This is a genomic window from Psychrobacillus antarcticus, from assembly GCF_029533155.1.
Classification (GTDB): domain Bacteria; phylum Bacillota; class Bacilli; order Bacillales_A; family Planococcaceae; genus Psychrobacillus; species Psychrobacillus antarcticus.
Genome location: NZ_JAIZDB010000087.1, coordinates 1 through 348 on the forward strand (window position 1 = coordinate 1; position 348 = coordinate 348).

The following is a 348-nucleotide window of genomic DNA, read 5'->3' on the forward strand; positions in this document are numbered from 1 at the left end:
CTAAGCCGAGGCCGATAGGCGTAGGCGATGGATAACAGGTTGATATTCCTGTACCACCAAACCACCGTTTGAGTAATGGGGGGACGCAGAAGGATAGGGTAAGCATGCTGTTGGTTATGCATGTCCAAGCAGTAAGGTGTGAATGTAGGCAAATCCGCATTCTATAACATTGAGCTGTGATGGCGAGGACGTATGTCCGGAGTTCCTGATTTCACACTGCCAAGAAAAGCCTCTAGCGAGGTGAAAGGTGCCCGTACCGCAAACCGACACAGGTAGTCGAGGAGAGAATCCTAAGGTGAGCGAGAGAACTCTCGTTAAGGAACTCGGCAAAATGACCCCGTAACTTCG

General features: G+C 50.6%; 1 rRNA gene. It reads left to right on the forward strand.

The features are described 5' to 3' along the window. A 23S ribosomal RNA gene (locus LDK52_RS20210) occupies positions 1-348 on the forward strand; the annotation flags it as partial.